The 17,884-nt window shown below is 30.6% G+C and carries 18 protein-coding genes; 4 read left to right on the plus strand and 14 right to left on the minus strand.

Translation table 11 applies throughout. The features are described from left to right. Positions 1-211: 211 nt before the first annotated feature. From ACOQN8_RS13195 to ACOQN8_RS13225, 7 genes are all read right to left on the minus strand, one after another. Positions 212-1,141, minus strand: coding sequence for an SDR family NAD(P)-dependent oxidoreductase (locus ACOQN8_RS13195; RefSeq protein ID WP_420553037.1), 930 nt, complete (start codon positions 1,139-1,141; stop codon positions 212-214). After that, positions 1,141-1,731 (minus strand): SRPBCC family protein, encoded by a 591-nt coding sequence (locus ACOQN8_RS13200; RefSeq protein WP_420553038.1) that lies wholly within the window; start codon positions 1,729-1,731, stop codon positions 1,141-1,143. Before ACOQN8_RS13200 ends, ACOQN8_RS13195 begins: the two co-directional genes overlap by 1 nt. A gap of 11 nt (positions 1,732-1,742) precedes the next feature. Then, positions 1,743-2,138 carry a DUF4345 domain-containing protein gene (locus ACOQN8_RS13205; protein WP_299120266.1) on the minus strand — a complete coding sequence of 132 codons (396 nt, stop codon included), beginning with the start codon at positions 2,136-2,138 and terminating at the stop codon, positions 1,743-1,745. Between the two features lie 84 nt (positions 2,139-2,222). Next, complete coding sequence (locus tag ACOQN8_RS13210; protein WP_299120268.1) at positions 2,223-3,059, minus strand: helix-turn-helix domain-containing protein; 837 nt, start codon at positions 3,057-3,059, stop codon at positions 2,223-2,225. A gap of 72 nt (positions 3,060-3,131) precedes the next feature. After that, the gene (locus ACOQN8_RS13215) at positions 3,132-3,686 is read right to left on the minus strand and encodes a nucleotidyltransferase family protein (protein WP_420553039.1); all 555 of its coding nucleotides are present in this window, start codon (positions 3,684-3,686) and stop codon (positions 3,132-3,134) included. Positions 3,687-3,774: 88 nt separating this feature from the next. Beyond that, positions 3,775-5,685, minus strand: coding sequence for a molecular chaperone HtpG (gene htpG, locus ACOQN8_RS13220; RefSeq protein ID WP_420553040.1), 1,911 nt, complete (start codon positions 5,683-5,685; stop codon positions 3,775-3,777). A 140-nt stretch (positions 5,686-5,825) separates the two neighbouring features. After that, positions 5,826-7,217: a Gfo/Idh/MocA family protein gene (locus ACOQN8_RS13225; protein ID WP_420553041.1), complete on the minus strand. Its 1,392-nt coding sequence runs from the start codon at positions 7,215-7,217 to the stop codon at positions 5,826-5,828. Positions 7,218-7,313: 96 nt separating this feature from the next. Between ACOQN8_RS13225 and ACOQN8_RS13230 the strand changes: the two genes are divergently transcribed. Continuing rightward, positions 7,314-8,324: a 3-oxoacyl-ACP synthase III family protein gene (locus ACOQN8_RS13230; protein WP_150899061.1), complete on the plus strand. Its 1,011-nt coding sequence runs from the start codon at positions 7,314-7,316 to the stop codon at positions 8,322-8,324. Positions 8,325-8,399: 75 nt separating this feature from the next. Here ACOQN8_RS13230 and ACOQN8_RS13235 read toward each other — a convergent pair whose 3' ends face one another. Beyond that, positions 8,400-10,790, minus strand: a complete 2,391-nt coding sequence (locus tag ACOQN8_RS13235) for a TonB-dependent receptor domain-containing protein (RefSeq protein ID WP_420553042.1) — start codon at positions 10,788-10,790, stop codon at positions 8,400-8,402. A gap of 95 nt (positions 10,791-10,885) precedes the next feature. Here ACOQN8_RS13235 and ACOQN8_RS13240 point away from each other — a divergent pair, with 95 nt between their 5' ends. Then, positions 10,886-11,248 (plus strand): CoA-binding protein, encoded by a 363-nt coding sequence (locus ACOQN8_RS13240; RefSeq protein WP_420553043.1) that lies wholly within the window; start codon positions 10,886-10,888, stop codon positions 11,246-11,248. On the opposite strand, the gene ACOQN8_RS13245 is transcribed toward ACOQN8_RS13240, so the two are convergent. The 5 genes from ACOQN8_RS13245 to pyrR are packed head-to-tail and all read right to left on the minus strand — an operon-like array spanning position 11,245 to position 14,385. Continuing rightward, positions 11,245-12,186, minus strand: a complete 942-nt coding sequence (locus tag ACOQN8_RS13245) for a ribonuclease Z (RefSeq protein WP_420553044.1) — start codon at positions 12,184-12,186, stop codon at positions 11,245-11,247. The two genes, ACOQN8_RS13240 and ACOQN8_RS13245, sit on opposite strands and share 4 nt — an antisense overlap. Then, entirely contained in the window at positions 12,187-12,507 is a 321-nt protein-coding gene (locus ACOQN8_RS13250; protein WP_150899056.1) for a T9SS type A sorting domain-containing protein, read from the minus strand. It lies immediately after the preceding gene. Between the two features lie 31 nt (positions 12,508-12,538). Beyond that, positions 12,539-12,871 (minus strand): hypothetical protein, encoded by a 333-nt coding sequence (locus ACOQN8_RS13255; RefSeq protein WP_272148803.1) that lies wholly within the window; start codon positions 12,869-12,871, stop codon positions 12,539-12,541. A 2-nt stretch (positions 12,872-12,873) separates the two neighbouring features. Then, positions 12,874-13,806, minus strand: a complete 933-nt coding sequence (locus ACOQN8_RS13260) for an aspartate carbamoyltransferase catalytic subunit (protein ID WP_272148804.1) — start codon at positions 13,804-13,806, stop codon at positions 12,874-12,876. A gap of 24 nt (positions 13,807-13,830) precedes the next feature. After that, entirely contained in the window at positions 13,831-14,385 is a 555-nt protein-coding gene (gene pyrR, locus ACOQN8_RS13265) for a bifunctional pyr operon transcriptional regulator/uracil phosphoribosyltransferase PyrR (protein ID WP_150899053.1), read from the minus strand. 147 nt (positions 14,386-14,532) lie between these two features. Between pyrR and ACOQN8_RS13270 the strand changes: the two genes are divergently transcribed. Then, positions 14,533-16,194: a SulP family inorganic anion transporter gene (locus tag ACOQN8_RS13270; protein ID WP_150899052.1), complete on the plus strand. Its 1,662-nt coding sequence runs from the start codon at positions 14,533-14,535 to the stop codon at positions 16,192-16,194. A gap of 37 nt (positions 16,195-16,231) precedes the next feature. Here the strand turns inward: ACOQN8_RS13270 and ACOQN8_RS13275 are convergent, their stop codons facing one another. Further along, a complete protein-coding gene (locus ACOQN8_RS13275; RefSeq protein WP_150899051.1) occupies positions 16,232-17,173 on the minus strand; it encodes a hydrogen peroxide-inducible genes activator in 942 nt (313 codons plus the stop codon). Between the two features lie 110 nt (positions 17,174-17,283). Between ACOQN8_RS13275 and ACOQN8_RS13280 the strand changes: the two genes are divergently transcribed. After that, a complete protein-coding gene (locus ACOQN8_RS13280; protein WP_150899050.1) occupies positions 17,284-17,754 on the plus strand; it encodes a Dps family protein in 471 nt (156 codons plus the stop codon). Positions 17,755-17,884 lie beyond the last annotated feature (130 nt).

Raw genomic sequence — 17,884 nt, forward strand, 5'->3', positions numbered from 1 at the left:
TCTTTTTGCTTTAATAATAGGTCCCAAAAATCCTATTATTAATTTTTACTCTACTATATAAATATGTAACAAATGTATTGTAGATAAATTGTTCTTAGCGTTAAAGAAAATATAAAGTTTTTAGCGATGGTTCAGTTGGTTATGAAAAAAGAAAAAAGATAGCCCTTTTATGAACTATCTTTTGAATTGATGAGAGGTAGATAATAGTTGTTTAGTTGATAAAGCTATGAATTGCTTTATAGGCATTGTTTTGATAGGTTATGTTAGTTAAATCTGGAAAAATCTCACTTTGATCTACTACCGAACCAGTAAGGACATTTTCTTTGCTAGCATAAAAAACACCATTTTTTAAATTTTCATTATTTATGCCGTCAACAAATCGTTTAGCACCTTTTTCTAAACTATGAGATAAACCTAGTAATGGCATAAAAATAGGCATTCCGATGTATTTAAATAAAATACGTTTAACAAAAGGAAGGTCATTCATCCCATCGGTTCCTCTAGTTCCTCCTGGACTCATGCTAATAAATTTAATTTCTGGGTATTTTCTTGCCATTGCCGACATCCACAAAGTTCCTCCATACTTTATCACTCCATATACTTGCATAGCATCAAAGTTGTTTCCAAAGTAAGAACCGTCAAAAACTTTAATAAACTCATCTACAGATGAAGTTGTTAAGTTAGGGCGCTTCATTCCAGTTTGTTTAATACCTCTTGCTGCTTCCGAGCTAGCATATAAGGCAACATTGTTTAGTTTGTTTTCTTCTAGTAATTCATCCAATAAAACAACATGTCCTAAAAGATTACTAGCAGTAATAGTGGTAACTCCTTCTTTGGTTAGTTTTTCTGGAGTTTTTCCTCCAATACCACCTGCATTCATGATTAGTGCATCTATAGGTTCGTTTAATTGAGAAACGGCCTTTTTAACTGAATCAGGGCTTGATACATCCATTATTAAAATTTCAAAAATAGATCTTCCAGTTATTTTTTCTAAAAATATTTTTGCAGCTTCTGCTTTTGCTTTGTTTCTACAAGCTAAGTATATTTTTTCTGTATCTTTTATTAGTGCTAATTGTCTTGCTGTATCTTTACCAATACCAGTATTGGCACCAGTAATCATTATAATTTTATTTGTTTTCATTATTCGGTATATTTTTTCTTAATTCTTTTAAAGTTTTCTTTGTTTACATTCTCGCCAGTAAGAACATGATGTTCTACTGCTAATAAATAATCTGCGATGTCTCGTTTAAATTTTCCTTTAGCAAACCATCCTAGAAAAGCGGGTTTGGTTCTTATAACCATCGTCATTTTTAATATAGAAGAGTTGTCTGTAACAGGTGTTACTTTGTAAATTCCGTAGCTATATTCGTTGTTTAAAGGAATTCCTCCTGTTTGTGATATTAGTACTTTGAAAGTGTAATTTTTAGCGTCAAAACTTATTTGTTTTTCTTCTAAGAATTTTGTCCCAGCTTCATTAAAATTGCATCTTCTCGAAGCATTTTCTCCACCAGTAATATGGCCTTGGTTATAGTTAGAGCTTACTATTTTTGGGTGAGAGTTGGCTATAGCTCCAAAGTCTTCTCCCACAATTTTCCATACTCTTTCTGCTGAAGCATTTATGTTTCTTTCTACTGAAAAAGAGATTGTTTTTTTGTCAGTTTTTTGAGCAAATACACTTTGACCAGTTATCATTACTAGTACTAGTGATAATGTTTTAAATATTGTTTTCATAAGGTTAATGTTTAATATTTTTCTCTATAAATGTTGAAAAGAATTAGACCAATAATTCCCAAAACGAATTCTAAACCAGTGGCTTTAACTAATCCATCAACAGGGAAGCCGTCTATAAGAATACTAATAGCTCTTCCAATTCCAAGAGAAAGGAATAATGTAAATGATATAAGGGTAGAGGTGAAGGTTAGTTTTCTAATAAATACACCTAGAATAGTTATTAAGGCAACTGCAAGAATTAATGCACTAGATGCTCTAACGTCATTTATTATACTTGTACTTTGAGAGATATCTATCCCTGCACTTGCTTTCATAGCTACAGGAGCAAAAAGAGTAGCTCCCCCTATAAAAGTTAATAATAATCCAGAGATGATTAAAAATAGTTTTAATACTTTCGAATTTTCCATGATATTGTTCTTTTTGTTGTTTAGAACAAAGGTCATGTAAAGGGAGAGTTTTGTTATCTCGTTTTAGTTCAAAGACATCTCATTTTAGTCCAATCGATATTCTGAGGGAGATTTACCATAAATATTGGTAAAATTTCTATTAAAAGTAGCTAAAGAATCGAAGCCAACATCATAAGCAATATCTGAAATGCGGTCATTTTTTGCTTTTAATAAAGTAGCTGCTTTTTCAATTTTCTTCTTAGCTATATATTTTTTAGGGCTATCATTAAATACTGCTTTAAACTTTCTTTTAAAAGAAGAGGTACTTAAATGACAAAGTGCAGCTAATTCATCTAAGGACAGGTTAGCATACAAATTATGATGTATAGTAGATTTAAAACTTACTTCATTAGGTTTGAATAAAGCTGCTAAAAAATCTAAATGAGAAGGGGCTTCTTGAGATTTAGATATTAATAAAATAAATTCTTTAAGCTTAGTTTTTATAATGCTTTCATCAGCCAATTCAGGATTATCTAATAAAATATTAATACTCTCTTTGTAGTTTTCTAGTAAACGATCTACTTGAATTTGTTTTACGTTAAAATCAACAGTATAATTTGAGTTTGAGATGTCAAATTCAAAAAGATCTTTGACAAGAGATGGATAAAGAAAAATACCAATAGACTCAATACCTTCATCACAATTATGAGGTTCTTTACTTGGTTCAAAGAAATAATTTAAGCATTTAGCCAACATTGAAGTTTTTTTATTCAATGTTAAATAATCTTCAGAAGACCTTACATTAACTTCCCCTTTGTTTACAAACATAAAACAAGCTTCATCTTCCATATATTCTTTTAAAGTTCTATTAAAAGAGGGCATGGATAGTTTTATAAATACAACTCTGTCTTTGTAAGTAATTATCTGTTCTTTAAATTCCATTTATAGTAGGAGGATCGTTAATTTGCTTTAAAAGAATTTGCTCAATGCTAAATTAATAAATAGAAAATAAAATTAGCTTTTGTGTGTGAAATTAATGGATAGTTTTGGCCATTGCTTACTCCATTCTTTTTTTTGAATCCTATCATTATAAATCATAAGATTAAATTTTGGAGTTGGAGTAACTATAAGGTTAAAAACATCTTCTAAGCCATGAGGTGCTATGTATTCAATTTTATTTTTTTGAGTTATCCTTATAGCTATTGAAGTAGCAGTTTCTGGCCAAAATGAAATAGCTTCTTCACAGTTCGTATATGAAGTGTGATTATTTCTAATATGCATTCTTGACTGATTTTTTACCGACCAGTTTAATTCGGGGTCTATCATTTTTAATTGATTTTCAATTAATAAATCATACTCTTTAGAAGAGTTGGTTTTATCAAAATGTATAATATCAATATCGTTCAACTTTGTTCGTTGATAGCCATGTTTTTCATCCCAAATTTTATTTCTGATAAATCCAGCACCAATCCAACAATCGTTTAAATTTAAGTCTCTAACAGTTTTTAAAATAGAAATCATCCATGCATCATTTTCTATAATTTGAATTAACTCGTTTTCTAATTTCATTTAAATATTTGTAGAGGTTGATAAAAAAGCCTCTTTTGATATGAAACAAAAGAGGCTTTAAATTTATAATTTTAACCTAAAAAGGTATTTATTTAATTAACTCGTAGCTACGCTTAATAAAGTTTGTTAATTCTTCACCGTGTAACAAGTTTTGAGATAATTTAGCTAAATCAAATGCTTGAGTAGTTAAACGCTTTTGGTCTTCTTCGCTAGCGTTTAAGATATCAGAAATTAATGGGTGATTTGTGTTAACAATTAAATTGTACATTTCTGGTAAATTACCCATTCCCATCATTCCTCCACCTCCAGAAGCTTGCATCTCTTTCATACGACGCATAAATTCTGGTACTGTAATTAAGAATGGAGAACTAGAAGAGTCCATTGATTCCAACTGAACTGTATAACTTGAATTGTTTACAGCTCCTTCGATAACTGGTTTTAATTTCTCTTTTTCTTCATCAGAAAGTTTAGAAATAACTGTATCATCTTTTTTGATTAAGTTATCAATATGATCAGCATCTACACGAGTAAATTGAACTTTTGTATCACCAGAAGTTTCTAATTTTTGCATTAAATGCGATACGATAGGAGAGTCTAATAATAAAACTTCATATCCTTTTGCTTTTGCATCTTGAATATAAGAGTGCTGAGCATCTTTATTAGCTGCATATAAAATTACATGATTTCCATCTTTATCAGTCTGAGCATCTTTTGTTTTTTCGATTAACTCATCAAAAGTGAAAAATGTATCATCTACAGTTGGGTATAAGGCAAACTTTTTAGCTTTATCGAAGAATTTCTCTTCAGATAACATTCCGTATTCGATAATCACTTTAATGTCGTTCCATTTTTTCTCAAAATCCTCACGGTCTTTTTTGAATAATGAACTTAATTTATCAGCTACCTTTTTAGTAATGTAACCAGAAATTTTCTTAACAGCACCATCAGCTTGTAAATAAGAACGAGATACGTTTAATGGAATGTCTGGAGAATCGATAACTCCTTTTAACATTTGTAAGAAATCTGGTACAATCCCCTCTACGTTATCCGTTACAAAAACTTGGTTTTGATATAATTGAATTTTATCCTTTTGCATATCTAAGTTTTGAGATAACTTAGGGAAGAATAAAATTCCAGTTAAATTAAATGGATAATCTACGTTTAAGTGAATGTGGAATAAAGACTCTTCGAATTGCATTGGATACAATTCTCTGTAGAAATTAGTATAATCTTCAGCTTCTAAATCAGCAGGCTTTTTAGTCCAAGCTGGATTTGTATTGTTGATAATGTTATCAACTTCAATTTGTTTATGTGGCTCAGTAGTTTCTTTACCTTCCGCATCAGTTGTAGTTTGAGGCGTAAAATCTGGATCGTTAACTTTCTTTGTTCCAAATTTAATTGGCACTTGGTTAAAACGGTTGTACTTGTTTAATAAACCAGAGATTTTACTTTCTTCCAAAAATTCAGTAGAATCGTCAGCAATATGTAAGATAATTTCTGTACCTCTATCTGCTTTGTCGTGTTCTACTAAAGTAAACTCAGGAGAACCATCACAAGTCCAGTGAGCAGCTGGCTCATCTTTAAAAGACTTTGTAATTAATTCAACTTTATCAGCTACCATAAAAGCTGAATAAAAACCTAAACCAAAGTGACCAATTACACCAGTTTCGTTTTTATCGTCTTTATATTTATCTAAGAACTCTTCAGCTCCTGAAAATGCAATTTGATTAATATATTTTTCAACCTCATCAGCTGTCATACCTAAACCTTGATCTTTAATAGTTAAAGTTTTGGCATCTTTATCAATACTGATTTCAATTTTAGCATCACCTAATTCAGTCTTAGCTTCACCAATTGAAATAAGGTGTTTTAATTTTGTTGTTGCGTCAGTTCCGTTAGAAATTAACTCACGTAAGAAGATTTCGTGATCAGAATACAAGAATTTTTTAATCAGTGGAAATATATTTTCTACCGATACATTAATGTTTCCTTTACTCATAATTATATATTTTGTTTGATATTATTTTCTGATAATTGATTAGTCAAAAAAAATACCAAAACTGTTCTTGTGACAAGATGACATAAAAAACGCCAACTTAAAATGTTGGCGTCTTTTAAATTTATATAATTTCTAATTTTTTAAATGTTTCGTAGCATTTCAGTTGTGTTTTTATTTTTCCATGTTCCACCTGTAAAATCTGGTACTTTAATAGATGAGCTGTTTTGTGCAACAGATAATTCAGATAGGGGAGTTATAGAACTCCATAAAACACTATCATATACGTTGATGTCTAAAGGTAATCCTTTGTTTAAACATTTAATTAGGCGATAAATCATTACAAAATCCATTCCTCCATGTCCTACAGAGTTATCAGAAATTTGAGTTTTTAGTTTATCCCATAAAGGATGATTGTATTTTTCTCGATACTCATTGTATTTCTCTTTATCAAGCCATTTATGTCCCCACCACGCTAATTCATCTTCATTAATATAAAGTTTAGAAGGATAGCCTTCGTGTACAGCTTTTGTTCCTACAACTGTGTTTAGTCTGTCATAAGGTCTACCAGAATGTACATCAAACTGTAGCATGATACTTTTACCTAACTTGGTTTTTATCATGGTAGTATTCATATCTCCACACTTAACGTTTGAAAATTTATTGATTCCAGCACGTTTTGCAGCATCGCTTAAACTTTTTTCTCGAGAACTCATAGATACTACATGGTCATAGGTGTCTCCACGACCAATATCCATATATTGACTTATAGGGCCTAAACCATGAGTGGTGTAAAAATTACCATCTTTATTTAAATGATGTTTAATTCTCCATTGGTCCTCATAATATTTTTCATCGAGTAGGTGTTTACGTAAATCATGTATATAAGCTCCTTCAGCATGTGTTAAATCGCCAAAAACTCCTTGATTAATCATGTTTAAAACCCAAAGTTCTTCTCCATTAAAACAGCAGTTTTCCATCATCATACAATGTTTCTGGGTACGTTCAGCGGTTTCAATTATTTTCCAACAATTTTCAAGAGTATAAGCTATAGGAACTTCACAAGCAACATGTTTGCCTTTTTCCATTCCATAAATAGCCATAGGAGTATGTAATTCCCACGGAGTAGCAATGATTAATAAATCAATATCATCTCTGTCTACTAATTTTTTCCACTCATTAGGATTTCCATAATAAGCTTGTGCAGTTTTATTATGTGTTTTTTGTAAATGTTCGTTTAGTTTATCGGTTTTTTCTTTTCGTAAGTCTGAAACAGCTACAATTTCTGCATCATTATTTTTTACCAACCAATCAAACATTTGTATTAAAACCTGACCTCGATTTCCACAGCCTATAATTCCAACTTTAACCTTATCTATTTTGGGAGCTGTTAAGCCAAAAGCTGTTCCTTTTGCTTTTGAATTGGATAATGAGATTGTTTTTTCTTCAATTTCGTTTTTACAAGAAATAGCTGATGATAGGCCTAAAAATACAGCAGCTTTGGTTGAAAGGGACAAAAAGTCTTTTCTATTCACAATGAGTTGATTAGTGTTAGTTGTAAAAATATCAATAAATTGCTACTTTTACAAGCTGTAAATTTGCTAACAATTTAAAAAATCAACATAAAAATTATGTATAGTTCAAAAATAACGGGGTTAGGGTATTATGTTCCAGAGAATGTAGTTACTAATGAAGATTTAAAACAATGGATGGATACTAGTGACGAGTGGATTCAGGAAAGAACAGGTATCAAAGAACGTCGTTGGATTGACCCAAAAAACTCTGATGATTCTACTTCTGTTATGGGAGCTAAGGCTGCAAAGATAGCCATAGAAAGAGCTGGATTAACAAAAGATGATATCGACTTTATTATTTTTGCTACTTTAAGCCCAGAATTATATTTTCCAGGAGGAGGGGTACAAATTCAAGATTTACTTGATATGCCTACAATTGGAGCATTAGATGTACGTAACCAATGTTCTGGTTTTATATATTCTATGTCTGTTGCAGATCAGTTTATTAAAACTGGGATGTACAAAAATATCTTAGTTATTGGTTCTGAAAACCATTCAGGAGGTTTAGAACGTTCTACACGTGGTAGAGGGGTAACTGTAATTTTTGGTGATGGGGCAGGAGCTGCTGTTCTTTCTCGTTGTGAAGAAGAAGGAAAAGGAATTTTATCTTCTCATTTACACTCTGAAGGTAAACACGCTAGAGAGTTAATGTTAGAAGGACCTTCTACTGGGCGTTGGGTACCAGAAATTTTAGAGAAAAATGATCCAGATGATGTTTCTTATTACCCATATATGAATGGTCAGTTTGTATTTAAGCATGCTGTAGTTCGTTTTTCTGAAGCAATTGTTGAAGGTTTACAAGCAAATGGATTACAAAAAGAAGATATTGATATGTTAATTCCTCACCAAGCCAATTTACGTATTGCACAGTTTATTCAAAAGAAGTTCCAGCTTTCTGATGATAAGGTATATAATAATATCATGAAATATGGTAACACTACTGCTGCTTCTGTTATTATTGCTTTAACTGAAGCTTGGGAAAAAGGTAAAATAAAAGATAATGATTTAGTCGTATTAGCAGCCTTTGGTAGTGGATTTACTTGGGGGTCTGTTGTGATCCGTTGGTAATAAGCTAATAAATATTAACAAAACAAAAAACCGAAGTTTCAAACTTCGGTTTTTTTATTTTAGGTAACATGACTTTTACATAAAGCCGCCACCACCACTTTTTTCGTTGTTATCTCTATTTCTTCTACGTTTAGCTTTGTTTTTTCCTCCACCAAATCTGTAGTTAAATCCTATATAAGTAGTTCTACTTTCCCATTTAAAACGTCCGTTTTGTACAAATGGATTAGTTGAATCAAATTTGAATCGCATAGTATTGAAAATATCATTTACTCTAAAAGTAATATTTCCTTTTCCTTTGAATACGCTATAGTTTGCACCTAAGTTAACCATTGTCATAGGGTCTACATCCCATTGAATATCTTGTCTAGGTCCTCTATACATTGCGAATAATTGTAAACGTAACTTTTTTGAAACTGTGAAACTATTACTAATTCTAGCATTAAAGATATTTGTAGTTACCTCTCTTCTTGGAGCTGTTGGGTTACTTATATCATTTGTTCCAAATTGTTTTTGAGAATAAAAATCCATACTAGCATTTGCTCTCCACCATTTTGCAATTCTATAGTTTGTAGAAAATTCAACACCATAAGCATTTGTATCGTCAAAATTAGCAAATGTTAAGATTTGTCTATTTGGATCACTTGGATCTTCATAAGTAGCTCTATTAATTACATCGTTAATATTTCTATAGAAAGTTCCAAATGTTAATGATCCTCCTTTTATTCTTCTCGTATAATTAACTTCTAAAGAGTTTGTAAACTGAGGTACTAAGTTAGGGTTACCTTGTGATGTTATCAATGGAGTACTCCATTCTCTAATCGGGTTTACTTGACCAATACCAGGTCTGTCAACTCTTCTACTATAACTTAGTTGGAATTGATTTTTCTCGCTTGGATTAAAAGTGAAAAATGCTGATGGATATACTGTAAATATTTTATCAGTAACAGTAGCTGTTGGTTGAGTTACTTGGTTGAAAACTCCTTTAATTTCATAGTTCTCTAAACGAGCACCTAACTGCATGGTAACTTTACCAAATTTATGCCCATAGTTTACATATCCAGAAAAAATATCTCTGTCATAAGTAAATGAAGAATTGTTAAATCCAACTTGAGTAGTTAAGTTCGTGTTATCAGTTTTATTAACTCTATATTCTAATCCTAATTCTAATTTACCATTTTTAGAAACTGGATTTGTATAATCTAAGTTAATTAATGTATTATTTCTTTTGTTATCGATATTATTAATGTAGTCTTGTTGAGAACCTAATAAAAAGTCATTTTCTAGTAAGTTAGGAGACTCATTTTTAGAATAAGTAGCTTCGAATTCTATATTGTGACCTTTCTTTTCAAAATCAAGTTTATAATTAATATTATAAGTTTGATTATGACTATCAGAAGTTTGTCTGTTAGGAGAGTGTACAACTAAGTTACCAGTTCCATCAAAAATTTGAGCACGTCCAGTAGCTTTACTATCAAACCAGTTTTGAGTTGTGTAAAAAGATAATGTATTCTTTTTATTTAAATAGATATCTGCTCCAAATTTAAAAAGATGAGATTGGTTATCATTTTTAAAAATAAAATCTTGATTGTTTACCCCTGGTCTGTTCACATAACCAAAGTTGTAACGATCTCCACCATTGAATCCATAGTTTCCAAAGAAGTTAACTTTCCCTGTTTTATAGTTCATATTGGTAGAAGCATTGTAACGTACGTAGTGTCCAACTTCAAGTCCAGTATTAACAGAACCATTGAATCCCATGTTAGCGTTCTTATTTAATACAATATTGATAATACCACTCATTCCTTCTGGATTATATTTGGCTGAAGGGTTGGTAATTAATTCAACACTTTTAATAGAAGTAGATGGAATTTGTTTTAATAATTGAGAAGCTGGAATATTTGTTGGTTTTCCATCAACTAATACACGTACATTTTCATTTCCACGTAAGCTAATGTTACCAGTTTGACTATCTACACTTACTGATTGCACATTGTTTAATAATTCTGAAGCAGTAGCACCTGCAGAAGTTAAATCTTTACCTACGTTAATTACTTTTCTATCTACTTTTTGAGTAACAGAAGATGTTTCAGCTCTAACCTCAACTTCTTCTAAAGTTGTAGAGTCTTCAGCTAAAGTAATAGTTCCTAAATTAATTTTTCTTCTTTTATTACTAATAACGATTGGCTTACTTATTGTTTTATATCCAATAAACTGAACTTCTACGATATTTTTACCTTCTGGAATGTTATTTATAGAAAAAGTACCATTATCGTTAGTAATTCCTCCTGTTAAAATTTTGTTGGCAGTGTCTTTGATTATTATATTTACGTAAGGAAGTGGTTCTTTAGTTGTTTGGTCGATGACTTTACCAGAAACTGAACCAGGTTTTGGTAATTTACTTTTGGGCATTTGGGCAAATAAATTTACACTAAACACCGTTAAAAGTATAAGTAATATGTTTTTCATTTTGTTTGTTTTTGAATTGTTTAGATGCCTAATAGACTGTTTACTGATTACTTTTGTTACTTCCTTTAACAGAGTTTAACGTATTATTAACAACTATGGACAAAACAACTTTAATTATTGGAGCATCATTAGACCCTAATAAGTATTCGAATATTGCACTTAAAAGGTTAGATGATAAAGAAATAAAGATACACGCTATTGGAGCTAGAGAAGGAAGGGTAAATGATGTCAATATTACAACTGAAAAAATATCGTTTGATAATATTGATACCGTTACAATGTATTTAAACCCTAAACGACAAGAAGAGTATTATGATTATGTATTAGAATTAAATCCTAGAAGGGTAATTTTTAACCCAGGTACAGAAAATTCTGAGTTTTCAAAAATATTAAAAGAAAAAGGGATTAAACCAGAAATAGCTTGTACATTGGTTTTGTTGTCAACCAATCAATATTAATTTAAAACTTCTATTGGAAATGAGTTAGTAGAGTATAGCTTACCAGCTTCTGCTAATTCTACATTTTCAAAAATAGTTTGTGCTTCTGCTTTAAAGTCTTTTAAGTTTGAGTATCTACTAGAATAGTGTCCAATAATTAGTTTTCCTGCATTTGCTTGATTCGCAATGCTAGCAGCTTGTTCGGCAGTTGAGTGTTTTGTTTTATCACACAAATCTTCCCTATCTTTTAAAAAGGTAGCTTCATGGTATAGTAAATCTACATCTTTAATAATAGGAACTATATCTGGTTTGTATGCTGTATCACTACAAAAAGCATAACTTTTTGGTTTTGGAGGATCAATTGTTAATTCAAAATTAGGAATTACTTCTCCTGTAGATAATACAAAGTCTTTACCAGCTTTTATATTGTGAAAATCACAGGTTTCTATTTCATCATATTGTTGAATGTTTTCAATATGTAATTTTCTAGGTTTTGGTTTTTCTTTGAATAAAAAACCATTAGTATACACTCTATGATCTAAAGGAATAGTTTGTACAGTTATTTTATCGTCTTCAAAAATTAATTCACTTTCGTTTGAATCTAATTCATGAAAAACAATATTGTATTTAGTCCAAGATTTTGAAATTTTTAATTGAAGAACAGTAATTTCTTTAATTCCTTTAGGTCCGTAAATATGTAAGTCTTTTTCTCTATTGAGTATTCCAAATGTAGAAATTAAGCCAATTAGTCCAAAAAAGTGATCTCCATGCAAATGAGAGATAAATATGTGATTGATTTTAGAAAAACCAACTTTATATTTTCTCATTTGTCTTTGAGTGCCTTCTCCACAATCAATTAAAAAATGACGGTTGTTTATTTCTAAATACTGAGATGTAGGGTGTGCATTAACTCTTGGGGTAGCAGAGTGGCATCCTAAAATAGTTAAATGCAAACTCATTTATTTTATTACGAAACGTTTTGAAATGATATTCTTATTACTCTGTATAGCATAAATATACATACCCGACTTTAAATCGTTGCGATAAAAAGGATATGAATTACGTCCTTTAGAAATATTTAATTCTTTTCTATATACAGTTTTACCTAATACGTTTCTAACGGTGAAAATAACGGTCTGGTCACTTTTAGCATTAAATGAAATAGTGGTATTATTGGTAAAAGGGTTAGGAGAAGCAACTAACTTATCTACCTGTTTCTCTTGGGAGAAACTAGATAAGGTTACTAAGAATAAAAATAATAAAAGTATTTTTTTTACCATACGTTATTCGATTTTAAGGGATTACTATAGGTTAAAAACCTAAATCACGCTGAATATTTTCCATTTCAATAATATCTTCAGCCTCAACTAATGTAGGGGCTATGTTTAACGATTCTGGAAAATCATCAATATTCACATCTTTTAATACAATTACAAAAGATGTGCCATTTGTTTGATGCACTTGAGCGTATTTCAAAAATAATAAAATATTTTCTTTGGAAACGTTATTTTTTTCTGAAATTTTTATGATAAGGTGTTTTTCCTTAAAGTTAAAATGCTCTTTTTCAAAATTTAATAAGAAATCTTCGAAAGAAGTATCATCAAAATGAACTAACGTATATTCTTTTTTATCTTCAATTTTCATTATTATCTTTTTATTTGTTGTGCTAACAAATATATAACAGCCATACGAGTAGCAACCCCATTTTCTACCTGATTTAAAATAATAGATTGGTCACTATCGGCAACATCACTTGTTAATTCAACACCTCTATTTATAGGTCCTGGGTGCATAATAACAATTTTCTTACCAAGGTTGTCTAGTATTTGTTTGTTAATACCAAATAACTGCGTGTATTCTCTAGTTGAAGGAAAATATTTAATATCCATTCGTTCGTGTTGTACACGTAGTACATTAGCAACATCACACCACTCTAAAGCTTTTTTCAAATTTGTTTCAACCTCAACACCTAAGCTAGTAATATATCTAGGGATTAAAGTTGTTGGACCACAAACTTTTACTTTGGCCCCTTGCAATTGTAAAGCAAAAATATTTGATAAAGCTACACGAGAATGCAAAACATCACCAACAATAACAATTTTCTTACCTTTTAGGTTACTGTTTAAAGCTTCACGCATAGAAAAACTATCTAATAAAGCTTGTGTTGGGTGTTCATGTGTACCATCACCAGCATTAATAATTTTTGCATCTACGTGTTTTGATAAGAAAATACCAGCACCTACATTGGCATGACGCATAACAACAATATCAACTTTCATTGAAAGAATATTGTTAACAGTATCAATTAAGGTTTCTCCTTTTTTTACAGAAGACTGCCCAGCAGAGAAATTAATTACGTCTGCCGATAAACGTTTTTCAGCTAATTCGAATGATAATTTAGTACGAGTACTATTTTCAAAAAATAAGTTAGCAATGGTAATATCTCGTAAAGAAGGAACTTTCTTTATAGGGCGGTTAATAACTTCTTTAAAATGAGAAGCAGTTTCAAAAATAAGCTCTAAATCGGTTTTGTTAAGGTATTTTATACCTAATAAATGTTCAACGCTTAACTGCTTCATTTTAGTTTGTTTTTATAATCATAACTAATCAAGCTTTGATGGCTTGGGTTCAAGGTAAATAGTATCTTCTTTATGAGTTTCTTCCCAGTTAACAACAACTTTTTCTTCATTTATAGCGTCAACTTGTCTTCCTCTATAATTAGGTTGAATAGGAAGGTGACGACTAAAACGGCGATCGATTAACACTAATAACTCAATGTTTTCAGGTCTTCCGTATGACTGAATTGCTGTTAAAGCACTTCGTACACTTCTACCTGAGTATAAAACATCGTCAATAATAACAACTTTTTTGCCTTCAATTAAAAAGTCAATTTGAGTTGCTGTAGCTTCTAAAGGTTCGTCTCTTCTACGAAAATCGTCTCGATAAAAAGTAATGTCTAATAAACCTAATTGAAGATTTTGTATTCCATAATCATCTGTTAACAATTTAGCTAATCGTTTTGCTAAAAAAGTTCCTCTAGGTTGAAGTCCTATTAGCACGGTATTAGAGAAGTCGTTATGGTTTTCGATTAACTGACAAGCTAATCGATGCAGAATGATTTGAATTTCTTTTGATGTAAGTAGTGTTTTTCTGCTCATTTGTTGCTATCAAATTGGTTTGATAGTTCAACGTTCAAAAATAAAGCAAAAAAAAACGTCCACAAAATTAAAGTTAATGAAACATAAAACTATATGAATAAAATTATCTTTACATTTGCCAACTTTTAGAATATACCTGTTGATATTATGATGAAATACATTAAAAGTAAGAAGATTAACATTAAAGATGACACTTTAGCGGGGATTACAGTTTCGTTAGCTATGATACCTGAAGTAGTAGCTTTTGCCTTTGTTGCTCAAATAGATCCTTTAGTTGCACTTTCAGGAGCGTTTATTATTGGTTTAATTACTGCAATTTTTGGAGGTAGACCTGGATTAATATCAGGAGCAGCTGGAGCTGTGGCGGTTATTTTTGTGCATATGATTGCTGAAGGACACAAAAAAGGGATGCTTTTTGATACTCCAATAGATAATATGGGGTATTACTATTTATTAGGAGCTGTTATTTTAATGGGGCTGATACAAGTTGGAGCAGGAGTTTTAAAATTAGGACGCTTTGTACGTTTAATACCTCATCCTGTAATGATGGGGTTTGTAAATGGTTTAGCAATTGTAATTTTTATAGCTCAAGTAAAAATGTTTTCTCATAAAGAATTAAATATTTCACCAGAAGGAGTTAAAGAATATACTAACATATTTATGCAAGGTACAGAGTTATTTACCATGATTGGGTTGGTATTATTAACAATGGCAATTATTTGGGGACTTCCAAAAATTACAAAGAAAGTACCTGCGGCTTTAACTGCAATTATTATAACTACAGCAATTGTTGTTATATCTGGAATGGATGTAAGTACAGTTGGTTCTTACATTAGAGAAGGTGGAGGAGACGGATTATCTGGAAAATTCCCTACACCAAACTTAGAATTATGGCAAAATTTACCATTTAATTTGGATACTTTATTATTTATTCTTCCATATGCTTTCTTAGCAGCATCAGTTGGTTTAATTGAGTCGTTAATGACAATGAATTTAGTTGATGAGTTAACAGATTCTAGAGGAAATGGAAATAAAGAATGTGTTGCTCAAGGAGCTGGAAATATTGTAAGTGGATTGTTTGGAGGAACAGGTGGTTGTGGTATGATTGGACAAACAGTAATTAATATCAACGCTGGCGGTAGAGGAAGATTGTCAGGTGTTATGATGGCATTAACTTTACTTACATTTATTTTATTTGCTGATAAGTATATAGAACAAGTACCTATTGCTGCTTTAGTAGGAGTAATGTTTATGATGGTAATTGAAACATTTGCATGGTCTAGTTTTAGAATTATGAATAAGATTCCAAAATCAGATGCTTTTGTTTTAATAATTGTATCTGCGGTTACTGTAATTTTCGATTTAGCTATTGCAGTATTTGTAGGAGTAATTGTTAGTGCATTAGTATTCTCATGGGAAAATGCAAAGAAAATTAGAGCTAGAAAACGTATGAAAGATGATGGTACTAAAGTTTATGAAATTTGGGGACCTTTGTTTTTTGGAAGTATTACAGCTTTCAATGAAAAGTTTGATATAAAAAACGATCCTGATAGAGTTGAGATTGACTTTGTTGAATCTAGAGTTTCTGATCACTCAGCCATCGAGGCTATTTTCGCTTTAGTTGAAAAATATCAAGCAGCAGGAAAAAAAGTTGTTTTAAAACATTTAAGTGAAGACTGTAAAGTATTATTATATAAGGCAAGTCCAATTTTCTCAGATGTGATAGAGGAAGCTATTGATGACCCTCGTTATCATTTAGCGGCAAATCCTGAAGATTTTCCAAAACCATTATCAGAGTATAAATTTTAAATAAAAAATCCCGCTACATGCGGGATTTTTTTATTTATTATCCTTTGTTTAAAGGACTAATTATTTCTACATCGCTAAAAGCTATAGCACCTCTTACAACACTATCAATAGTACTTTTTAAAGCTTCGATTAGCTGCATTTTTAATTGAGATTTATGATAAATCAAACTAACCTCTCTAGCTGGAGGTGGAGTTTCAAATTCTCTAAGGTGCTCTTTGTCTTTTTCGTTTAAATCCAAAGTATTTAAATAAGGTAATAAAGTCATACCTAATCCATCTTTAGATAATTTAATCAAAGTATCAAAGCTTCCGCTCTCTAGTTGGAAATGATTTTTAGAATTTCTTTTGTCAGTTCTACATAGGTTAATAACACTATCTTTAAAGCAATGTCCGTCTTCTAATAATAAGATATCGTCAACCTCTAAGTCGTTAACTTCAATTTTCTTTTTTTCAAATAAACGATGTTCGTGTGGTATTAACCCTACAAAAGGTTCGTAATATAAAACACGTTCTTTAATAGCTTCGTTTTCTAATGGAGTTGCAGCTAAAGCAGCATCAATATGACCATCCATTAATTTTCTAACAATTTCCTCGGTAGTTAATTCTTCTATGATTAATTGAACTTTAGGATAGTTTCTACTAAATGTTTTTAAAAACATAGGTAGTAAAGTGGGCATTATAGTAGGAATTATTCCAAGTTTGAATTCACCTCCAACATAACCTTTTTGTTGGTGTACAATGTCTAGAATACGATTGCTTTCATCGACAATAACTTTTGCTTGTTCTACTATTTTTTTACCAACTTCAGTTAACTCGATAGGTTTTTTAGAACGGTTAAATATTTTAGCGTCTAATTCTTCTTCCAATTTTTGTATTTGCATACTTAATGTTGGTTGAGTAACGAAACAATGCTCGGCAGCAATTGTAAAGTTTTTATACTCAGCAACAGATAAGGTATATTTTAGTTGTGTTATAGTCATGTATAAAAATTTTCGATAAAGATATTAAAACTATCAATAGAATTTATAGTTTTTTGAATAAAAGTTGGCCTAATTTTGACTCAGAAAAATTAGAAAAACAAAGATAAAAAATGAATACAACAGTTATAGGTTTAGATAAAAATAAAACAGAGGAATTAGTTAAAGAATTAAATAGTTTGTTAGCAAACTTTCAGGTGTATTATCAAAATGTAAGAGGTTTACATTGGAATATTAAGGGAAAAAACTTTTTTGAATTGCATGTGAAATTTGAAGAGTTTTATACTGATGCTCAAGAGAAAGTAGATTTAATAGCTGAAAGAATATTAACATTACAAGGAACACCATTACATACTTTTAGCGATTATACGGAATTGTCAAAAGTAAAAGTAGGTAAGAATATATCTAACGATGTAGAGGCAGTTACTTTAGTGGTAGATTCACTATCGGAGTTGTTAAAAATAGAAAGAACTATATTAGAATTATCTGATGAAGCTGATGATGAAGGAACAAATTCTATGATGAGTGATTTTATAGCAGAGCAAGAAAAAACTTTATGGATGATGAATGCTTGGTTAGGATAAAAAAGAAAAGCGTAACAAAAACAAACAACAAGAAAAGCAACATATTTATGTTGCTTTTTTCTTTTTAAGAAAGGAATGTAACTATTTTTTTTGACCATCGTCTAATTTTTATAAATCAAATACCTAACCT

This window comes from Tenacibaculum aiptasiae, from assembly GCF_965221665.1.
Classification (GTDB): Bacteria; Bacteroidota; Bacteroidia; order Flavobacteriales; family Flavobacteriaceae; genus Polaribacter; species Polaribacter aiptasiae.

Excerpts from the sequence above, each read along its gene's own strand:
- ACOQN8_RS13255 (WP_272148803.1), bottom strand. The coding sequence starts at position 12,871 with ATGAAAATTGAAGATAAAAAAGAATATACGTTAGTTCATTTTGATGAT.
- ACOQN8_RS13250 (WP_150899056.1), bottom strand. The coding sequence starts at position 12,507 with ATGGTAAAAAAAATACTTTTATTATTTTTATTCTTAGTAACCTTATCT.
- ACOQN8_RS13240 (WP_420553043.1), top strand. The coding sequence starts at position 10,886 with ATGGACAAAACAACTTTAATTATTGGAGCATCATTAGACCCTAATAAG.
- htpG (WP_420553040.1), bottom strand. The coding sequence starts at position 5,685 with ATGAGTAAAGGAAACATTAATGTATCGGTAGAAAATATATTTCCACTG.
- ACOQN8_RS13275 (WP_150899051.1), bottom strand. The coding sequence starts at position 17,173 with ATGACTATAACACAACTAAAATATACCTTATCTGTTGCTGAGTATAAA.
- pyrR (WP_150899053.1), bottom strand. The coding sequence starts at position 14,385 with ATGAGCAGAAAAACACTACTTACATCAAAAGAAATTCAAATCATTCTG.
- ACOQN8_RS13235 (WP_420553042.1), bottom strand. The coding sequence starts at position 10,790 with ATGAAAAACATATTACTTATACTTTTAACGGTGTTTAGTGTAAATTTA.
- ACOQN8_RS13215 (WP_420553039.1), bottom strand. The coding sequence starts at position 3,686 with ATGAAATTAGAAAACGAGTTAATTCAAATTATAGAAAATGATGCATGG.
- ACOQN8_RS13230 (WP_150899061.1), top strand. The coding sequence starts at position 7,314 with ATGTATAGTTCAAAAATAACGGGGTTAGGGTATTATGTTCCAGAGAAT.
- ACOQN8_RS13200 (WP_420553038.1), bottom strand. The coding sequence starts at position 1,731 with ATGAAAACAATATTTAAAACATTATCACTAGTACTAGTAATGATAACT.
- ACOQN8_RS13280 (WP_150899050.1), top strand. The coding sequence starts at position 17,284 with ATGAATACAACAGTTATAGGTTTAGATAAAAATAAAACAGAGGAATTA.
- ACOQN8_RS13260 (WP_272148804.1), bottom strand. The coding sequence starts at position 13,806 with ATGAAGCAGTTAAGCGTTGAACATTTATTAGGTATAAAATACCTTAAC.
- ACOQN8_RS13195 (WP_420553037.1), bottom strand. The coding sequence starts at position 1,141 with ATGAAAACAAATAAAATTATAATGATTACTGGTGCCAATACTGGTATT.
- ACOQN8_RS13245 (WP_420553044.1), bottom strand. The coding sequence starts at position 12,186 with ATGAGTTTGCATTTAACTATTTTAGGATGCCACTCTGCTACCCCAAGA.
- ACOQN8_RS13210 (WP_299120268.1), bottom strand. The coding sequence starts at position 3,059 with ATGGAATTTAAAGAACAGATAATTACTTACAAAGACAGAGTTGTATTT.
- ACOQN8_RS13205 (WP_299120266.1), bottom strand. The coding sequence starts at position 2,138 with ATGGAAAATTCGAAAGTATTAAAACTATTTTTAATCATCTCTGGATTA.
- ACOQN8_RS13270 (WP_150899052.1), top strand. The coding sequence starts at position 14,533 with ATGATGAAATACATTAAAAGTAAGAAGATTAACATTAAAGATGACACT.